The sequence below is a fragment of the Corallibacter sp. genome, from assembly GCF_048381695.1.
In the GTDB taxonomy this organism is placed as follows: Bacteria; Bacteroidota; Bacteroidia; order Flavobacteriales; family Flavobacteriaceae; genus Corallibacter; species Corallibacter vietnamensis.
On sequence record NZ_JBLXHI010000025.1, the window covers coordinates 1 to 7311 of the forward strand.

Here is a 7311-nt window from a genome sequence, read left to right on the forward strand (position 1 = left end):
TAAACGGCTAAAAAAAATCTTTTGAACTATCTAAATAGTAACCAAAAAGAGTCAACCTATTTCAGTATAATACAAAAAAATCGTATTATAAATGAAATATAATATTCGAAATTACATATTATGTGTTTTAATCACTCTGAATTTATCAAATTGCGGAAAAAATACAGATACGAAATCTGAAACTGGAACAGTATCTAAATCCAAAATAGAAATTAATAAATCGATTGAGAATTCAACTGAATTTATTTACTCAAGTGCCGACAAAATAGAAATCATTATAAACAATGACTTTGGATTTTTAGTCGTTGGAGAACCAACAGAAATATATCTCAAAAAAGAAAATTTATATAAAAAATTATCAAACTTAAAGGTTCAAAAAAATAAAAGCGTTGACCTGAATGGACCTGAAATAAACTCAAAAGGTTTAAAATTCGAATTAACTGCAACTGAAGAGAATCTCTTGGATGGAAATATAGAAATTCTATTAAGTGAACGAACTGATGATGGAGGAAATTTTACTCACAAACTTTTAATACCTGTAAAAAAGAAATTAGAATAAAAACTAATGCCAACAAAGAACTGAGTTAAAAAACAAGCAACTTATTCGCTACGGCTATTCATATTTCAACAACTTGAAAACGAGATCTAGGTCTCACAGAACTGAACGAAGTTTAAGTAGTAAAAGAGAGAGGATTATCAATGTTGCCAAAGTCTAATGCTTCACCGTGTATAGTAACCTTAATGCTCTCTTTTGTTCTTTCTGATTATTAATTAAATTTAATAAATTACAAACTTAAGACGTGTATATTGCATTGCTGTAGCTAGCTAAAACGATGATCTTTGCGTACTTTTTACTATATTGTGATTGCGAAAAAAAAGCGTGTACTTGAACGCAACAAACCATTTACAAACACGTTAGCCACAAGCAAAAAACGATGCGAATAGCTTTAATCTTATTAATTGGAATACACGGAATTATCCATTTATTCGGGTTTCTTAAAGCATTTGGCATATCTGAATTTACGGCTATTTCACAACCAATTCCTAAAACTTTTGGATTAGTTTGGCTATTAACATTTCTTCTTTTTGCACTTGCAATCATTTTACTAATATTTCAGTCCAATTATTGGTGGTTAATTGGATTTTTAGCTGTAATTGCTTCACAGATTTTGATTTTAACCTATTGGTCTGACGCAAAATTTGGTACAATAGCAAACCTAATAATTCTCGTATCAGTAATAATAGCTTATTCAAATATTAGCTTTAAAAATAAGATTACAGAAGAACGGAAAAAACTGTTTGAAAACTCACTGACTGTTAGTGAAGAAGTAATTACCAAAGAGACCATTTCGGAATTACCTTCTATTGTACAAAAGTGGATGATTAATAGTGGAACAATCAGTAAACATCCGATTTCTAATGTGCATTTGACTCAAGAATTACAACTTAAATTAAGTCCCGACCAAGAAAATTGGAACAATGGAAAAGCCGAACAGTATTTTACGATAAATCCGCCAGCATTTAATTGGAACATTGATACAAAAATGAATTCAATTTTTAGCGTAGTTGGTCGGGATAAATTTGAAAGTGGAAATGGAGAAATGACAATAAAGCTATTATCGCTCATTTCTGTAGCAGATGCCAAAAACAGCCGTAAAGTTAACCAAGCAACCTTACAAAGGTATTTGGCAGAAATAGTTTGGTTTCCTTCAGCGGCTTTAAGTCCATACATAAAGTGGGACACTTTGAACCAATATTCCGCCAAAGCAACTATGGATTATAACGGAACAAAAGGTACGGGAGAATTCCACTTTGACGAAGAAGGAAACTTCAAAAGATTTGTAGCAATGCGTTATCAAGATTCAAATTCAGAACAACCAACCGAATGGACTGTTATTGCGACAAAAACAGAAGAACGAAATGAAATAAAAATACCTATCGAATGCGAAGCAAGTTGGAAATTGGAGAGTGGTAAATGGACTTGGTTAAAATTAAAAATTAAGGAAATCAAATACAACGTGAAAGAAATGCCAGATGGTTAGCAATATATAAAAACAATAGCGGTTTAATCGCTTAAACAAAAGTAAATAAATATAAAAAAGGCCTGTGTTTAACCGAAAAGTTAGTGCATAAAAATTCGCTACTATTCTTAAACTAGACGTTGGCAAACATTTAAAATGAGAAACTACACATTAATCTTTATCCTTTTATTTATCTCTCTAACTGGAAATTGTCAAGATGAAAAACTGAAAGAAATAAGAGCAAGTTATAGTCTTGGTGAGAAAACAAAAAAACTAATTGAACAAAATAAATTTTCAGAACTAAAATCTGATTTTGGACAAACTGCTAAATTAAATACTCTAATTTCATTAATCCAAAGCAAAAAAGCAAAGAGCGGAGAATATAAGTTAAGTACTGATATCTATTTTAATCCTGACATAAATAAATATGTGTATACGATTTACAGCTCTAAATGGATTAAAACAGAATCTGATTGGGGACTGAATGACTACTTATATATTGTTGAATTAATTATCGAGCATAACAACTCGAATAATGAACCAAGAGTCACTCGGAGAAGCATATTAGACCAAAATTCAGATTTAAAAAAATGGTGGCAATCATTAATGGACAGTTATAATAAACCAAAGTTTCAACGGAAAAAGTGGGCAGATGAATACAAACTCGTTCCACCACCACCTCCACCACCACAAACAACAGAATGGTTTAAAAAATAAAAACGATTTTCCAACACCGTATAGAATTAATAGCTAGTACTAACCTACTTACGAAATTGCTAACTCCAGTTCGCTTTGCTCGTGTCCATTCGGTTTTTATTTGTTAACTTAGTTGCTTAACCACGTAGAAGTAAACCATACACTAAACCGTTGACAATAATACTTTTAAAAGAACTTCAATAATGAAAATAATCAGATTAGTAATTTCGTTAATTCTTATTTCAAATTTATTATCAGCTCAGAATGAATCTGATATTACTCAATTTGATAAAGCGCTTAATCAATTTATTAATGTAAGAGATTTTTGTATTTCAAAAGATGGGAATGAAGCATTCTTTACGGTACAAAGTCCTAATCAAGACATTTCGCAACTTGCTTATATTAAAAAGAACAAAAATGCATGGTTAGAACCAGAATTATTACCGTTTTGTGATTCATATATGTATTTAGAGCCCTTTTTATCATATGATAATAAGCGACTATTTTTTGTCTCTAATAGACCTTTAAATGATTCTATTAATAAAAAAAAGGATTTTGATATTTGGTATGTTGAAAGAGGAAACAAAGATAAGGCGTGGTCAAAACCTAAAAACCTTGGAAAACCAATTAATTCAGAATTAGACGAGTTTTATCCTTCTGTCAGTAAAAATGGAAATATATATTTTACAATGGTATCGCCAGACGGTTTTGGAAAAGATGATATTTATTATTGCGAATGGAAAGGTGACAATTATTCAAATCCTATTTTATTAGATGAAAACATTAACAGTGCCGGCTATGAGTTTAATGCCTTTATTTCAGAAAAAGAAGATTTCATAATCTATTCAAAATATAAAGAAAAAGATGGTCAAGGAAGTGGGGATTTATATATTTCGAAGAAGGATACAAAAGGAAACTGGAAAAAGGCTGTAAATCTAGGAGTTCCGGTGAACACAAAGTATATGGAATATTGCCCATTTTATGATGAACAAAACCAAATTTTATATTTTACAAGCAAAAGAAATAATATACATCCAAGAAATTTCGATACTATTTCAGAATTTAGAAACTATATTAATGAAAGTAATAATGGCTTAAGTAAAATTTATAAGACCTCACTTAAAATAAAATAGTACTATTGCCAACAATGTATAAAAATAATAGCAGTTTAATTACTAAAACCAAAGTAAGTAAAAATAAAAAAAGTCTGTATTTAACTTAAAAATTAGCGTTTATAAAGCCACTACTATTCTTATACTAGACCGTTCTACACAAGTTAATGAAAACAAAGTTACATATATTCAAGACTGTTGCTAAACATTTAAGTTTTACAAAAGCTGCCGAGCAATTATATATTTCACAACCGGCCATATCCAAAGCAATTAAGAATTTAGAACAAGAATATAAAACAACATTTTTTGTTAGAAAAAGGAACTCTATTGAATTAACAATAGAAGGAAAATCATTCCTTATATATGTAAATAAAATATTAGCTATCTATTCTGAAATGGATGAGCAATTTCTACATAAAAATGAAACCTTTCCAGAGTTTATAAATTTTGGGGTAAGTACAACGTTATCCAATTATGTCATCCCAAAAGTAATTGCGAAGTTTAGAATGCAATTCCCTCAAACAAAATTTGATATAGTTAGTGATAATTCAGAAAATATTGAAAATTTAATTTTAAATGAGGAAATCGATTTTGGAATTACAGAAGGGAATTTTTCTAACCCAAAAATGCACTTTAAAAAATTTATAAAGGACGAAATTGTTCTTGTAACCAATGTTAATAATTCTTCATTTAAAAAAGGAAGTATTGATATAAAAGAGCTACAAAAAATTCCCATAATTGAACGTGAAAAAGGCTCTGGAACTAGAGAAATAATAGACCGTTTTTTAGTTAAAAATAACATCTCAAAACTCAATTGTGTAGTAACATTGAACAGTACCGAAGCTATTAAAAACTATTTATACAACTCTAACGATTATGCACTTCTTTCAATCAATGCTATTAATGATGATTTAATTAATAATAACCTCAAGATAATAGACATAAAAGGCTTGAGTATTGAAAGATGGTTTTATTTTGTTAAAAGAACAGGTTACCTTTCAAATTCTTTGGAAAAATTTGAAAAATTCATTCGACTTAATCATAACTTTTAGTTATCTCTGATAGCAAATTAATTTGCTTACAGGCTATTCATTCAATCTACTTTTGTATCAAATAATACTAAATGATATGAAAGATATATTTTCAAAAACAGTTTACGTCCTTATAATTACCCTTGCGCTTTTAGGTGTATTAAACAGCCCAACTGCTTTGTTACTTGGTTTTGTATATACCGTTATTTTCAATAATCCATTTAAAGAATACAGTCATAAAGCAATTCATTATTTTTTAAAAATTTCGGTTGTTGGATTAGGGTTTGGTATGTTCATTAAAGAAACTTTAGAAACAAGTAAAGAAGGATTGAGTTTAACCTTTTATTCAATACTTTTAACTGTCACTCTAGGTTTACTACTAACAAAACTTCTAAAGTTAGATTTAAAACTAGGTCACCTAATCACATCTGGAACAGCAATTTGTGGCGGTAGTGCTATTGCAGCAATTTCTCCAGTTATTAAAGCTAAAAGTAAAACAATAAGTATTGCTTTAGGTATTGTTTTTCTATTAAATTCTATTGCCTTATTCGTGTTTCCTGCAATTGGACATTTTTTAAGTTTAACACAAGAACAATTCGGTTTATGGTGTGCAATTGCAATACACGATACAAGTTCTGTAGTTGGAGCTGCACTAGGTTATGGAGACGAAGCATTGAGAATTGCAACAACAGTAAAACTATCTAGAACTTTGTGGATCATCCCTTTATCCATTTTTTCAATGTTTTTATTCAAAACAAAAGGAGAAAGAATAAAAATCCCTTACTTTATTGTATTATTTATTATTGCAATACTAATTAATAGCTACCATATGTTACCAGAAACAACTACTAGCTTAATTGTATTAATGGCTAAACGTTTATTAATAATAACATTGTTTTTAGTAGGCTCAACCATATCTATAAAAGATTTGAAATCTACAGGAATGAAACCCATTGTATTAGCGCTGACTTTGTGGGTTTTTATTTCCTTTTTTTCATTATTTTATATCTTAAACTAAAGCCTGTGTAAAAACACCATGTATAATTAACTAACTGACGCTCGCCTTCTTACAAAAATCCTTATAGAATTTATACCGTATCCAAAACCTTTAACCGCATAAACAAGCCCATCAACCGACTATGAAAATGCGTAAACTTGTACCCCTTATAAAAAGGACCTAAAACAGATCTAAACGCTTTATCAACCACAGAACAATGCCCAAACTCAGTAGCGTTTTCACGCACATGCTGCATACTAGACTTCGTTTGTATTGCTTTTCTTGTAAATCCACCACCCGCTTTTCGGGCAATAGGCTTACCATTCAAATAATAAAAATTAATACCATTCAACGTCCCTATTAAAGGGATAATACCGCGCTGTTGTGCCACAACATCTAATTCCAAGCTAAGTACCTATAATACAGCAATATACAAAATCCCACAATACAGGTTATAGCGTGGTTATGCCGTGCTTATAACAGGCTTAAAACAAGCTTATAGCATGGCAGAAAAAACAGACTTAGGGATTACTCTAATAAAATCATCAGAAGTCACAGCTAATACCTCTAGAAATGTTTCAATAACACATGCCATTTACAGCTGCTAATTTTTGTATCTTTCCACTGCATTATTTAAAAATTAAAGCCCCAACAGCACAATGAAAATCCTATACATACATGGTTTAAATGGAAGTTTAAGCCCCGAAAAAAGAGCGCTACTAGAACCTTATGGAGAGGTGTTTGCCCCAGCCATAGATTACCTATCAGACACACACGCTATTGCGAGTATAAGCACAGCTTTTAAAGCAATGGGAATTAATATCGTCATAGGAAGTAGTATGGGTGGCTTTACAGGCTATTACGTCTCAAACATAATGCAATGCCCTGCCCTATTATTTAATCCCGCCCTAGCCAAGAGATCTGTCCCACAGAACATCCCTGAAATAAAAAACAACTCAAGCCGTTTGAAGCAAATCGTTTTAGGCACACAAGATGATGTCGTAAACCCTAAACAAACCCTTAAGTTTCTATCTGAGACGCTCATAGATCATCCGGAATATAAAATACATATTCATAACCATTTAGCACATCGCATCCCCTTAGACGTCTTTAAAGAAGAAATACAACTGTTTTTTAAATCCTTATAATTTAAAACCTAAACACTAACATAACAAAAAGGTAAGCACAGCGTCTATTTCCCGATACAATATTTAACTATCCTTATGTCTATTGACGTTAAGGCATTTGGGCAACAAATAGGGTGCAAAAAATACATAAAAAGAATAAATAAAGAGTAAACATCAATAAATTGAGCTACTAATATAGCACAAAAAAAACCGCTCGATTAGAGCGGTTTCCAAATAAAAACACCAAGCATTAATTAGCTGTACCAGAGCCTAAATAAATACTGTTTGATACTTGACTACCATCAGCAGTAATAAACGCCATAAATA

The 7311-nt window shown here is 30.7% G+C and carries 8 protein-coding genes; 7 read left to right on the plus strand and 1 reads right to left on the minus strand.

All coding sequences use genetic code 11. The features are described 5' to 3' along the window. Positions 1 to 91: 91 nt before the first annotated feature. The 6 genes from ACN5J3_RS14105 (at position 92) to ACN5J3_RS14130 (ending at position 5878) form a co-directional block, all read left to right on the plus strand. A complete protein-coding gene (locus tag ACN5J3_RS14105) occupies positions 92 to 559 on the plus strand; it encodes a hypothetical protein (protein WP_334471014.1) in 468 nt (155 codons plus the stop codon). Between the two features lie 376 nt (positions 560 to 935). Further along, complete coding sequence (locus ACN5J3_RS14110; protein WP_418512149.1) at positions 936 to 2042, plus strand: DUF6920 family protein; 1107 nt, start codon at positions 936 to 938, stop codon at positions 2040 to 2042. Between the two features lie 135 nt (positions 2043 to 2177). Beyond that, positions 2178 to 2738: a hypothetical protein gene (locus ACN5J3_RS14115; RefSeq protein ID WP_344713957.1), complete on the plus strand. Its 561-nt coding sequence runs from the start codon at positions 2178 to 2180 to the stop codon at positions 2736 to 2738. A 182-nt stretch (positions 2739 to 2920) separates the two neighbouring features. Then, positions 2921 to 3850, plus strand: coding sequence for a hypothetical protein (locus ACN5J3_RS14120; protein ID WP_418512150.1), 930 nt, complete (start codon positions 2921 to 2923; stop codon positions 3848 to 3850). Positions 3851 to 3996: 146 nt separating this feature from the next. Next, positions 3997 to 4881, plus strand: a complete 885-nt coding sequence (locus ACN5J3_RS14125; protein WP_418512152.1) for a LysR substrate-binding domain-containing protein — start codon at positions 3997 to 3999, stop codon at positions 4879 to 4881. A gap of 76 nt (positions 4882 to 4957) precedes the next feature. Beyond that, on the plus strand, positions 4958 to 5878 hold the full coding sequence (locus tag ACN5J3_RS14130) for a YeiH family protein (protein WP_418512153.1): 921 nt from the start codon (positions 4958 to 4960) through the stop codon (positions 5876 to 5878). 70 nt (positions 5879 to 5948) lie between these two features. Here the strand turns inward: ACN5J3_RS14130 and ACN5J3_RS14135 are convergent, their stop codons facing one another. Next, positions 5949 to 6263 carry a hypothetical protein gene (locus ACN5J3_RS14135; protein WP_418512154.1) on the minus strand — a complete coding sequence of 105 codons (315 nt, stop codon included), beginning with the start codon at positions 6261 to 6263 and terminating at the stop codon, positions 5949 to 5951. 253 nt (positions 6264 to 6516) lie between these two features. Between ACN5J3_RS14135 and ACN5J3_RS14140 the strand changes: the two genes are divergently transcribed. Then, positions 6517 to 7005: a YqiA/YcfP family alpha/beta fold hydrolase gene (locus ACN5J3_RS14140; RefSeq protein WP_418512155.1), complete on the plus strand. Its 489-nt coding sequence runs from the start codon at positions 6517 to 6519 to the stop codon at positions 7003 to 7005. Positions 7006 to 7311 lie beyond the last annotated feature (306 nt).

Bases quoted from the DNA above. Each gene is read 5' to 3' on its own strand.
- ACN5J3_RS14115 (WP_344713957.1), top strand. From the start codon at position 2,178: ATGAGAAACTACACATTAATCTTTATCCTTTTATTTATCTCTCTAACT.
- ACN5J3_RS14120 (WP_418512150.1), top strand. From the start codon at position 2,921: ATGAAAATAATCAGATTAGTAATTTCGTTAATTCTTATTTCAAATTTA.
- ACN5J3_RS14130 (WP_418512153.1), top strand. From the start codon at position 4,958: ATGAAAGATATATTTTCAAAAACAGTTTACGTCCTTATAATTACCCTT.
- ACN5J3_RS14105 (WP_334471014.1), top strand. From the start codon at position 92: ATGAAATATAATATTCGAAATTACATATTATGTGTTTTAATCACTCTG.
- ACN5J3_RS14125 (WP_418512152.1), top strand. From the start codon at position 3,997: ATGAAAACAAAGTTACATATATTCAAGACTGTTGCTAAACATTTAAGT.
- ACN5J3_RS14110 (WP_418512149.1), top strand. From the start codon at position 936: ATGCGAATAGCTTTAATCTTATTAATTGGAATACACGGAATTATCCAT.
- ACN5J3_RS14140 (WP_418512155.1), top strand. From the start codon at position 6,517: ATGAAAATCCTATACATACATGGTTTAAATGGAAGTTTAAGCCCCGAA.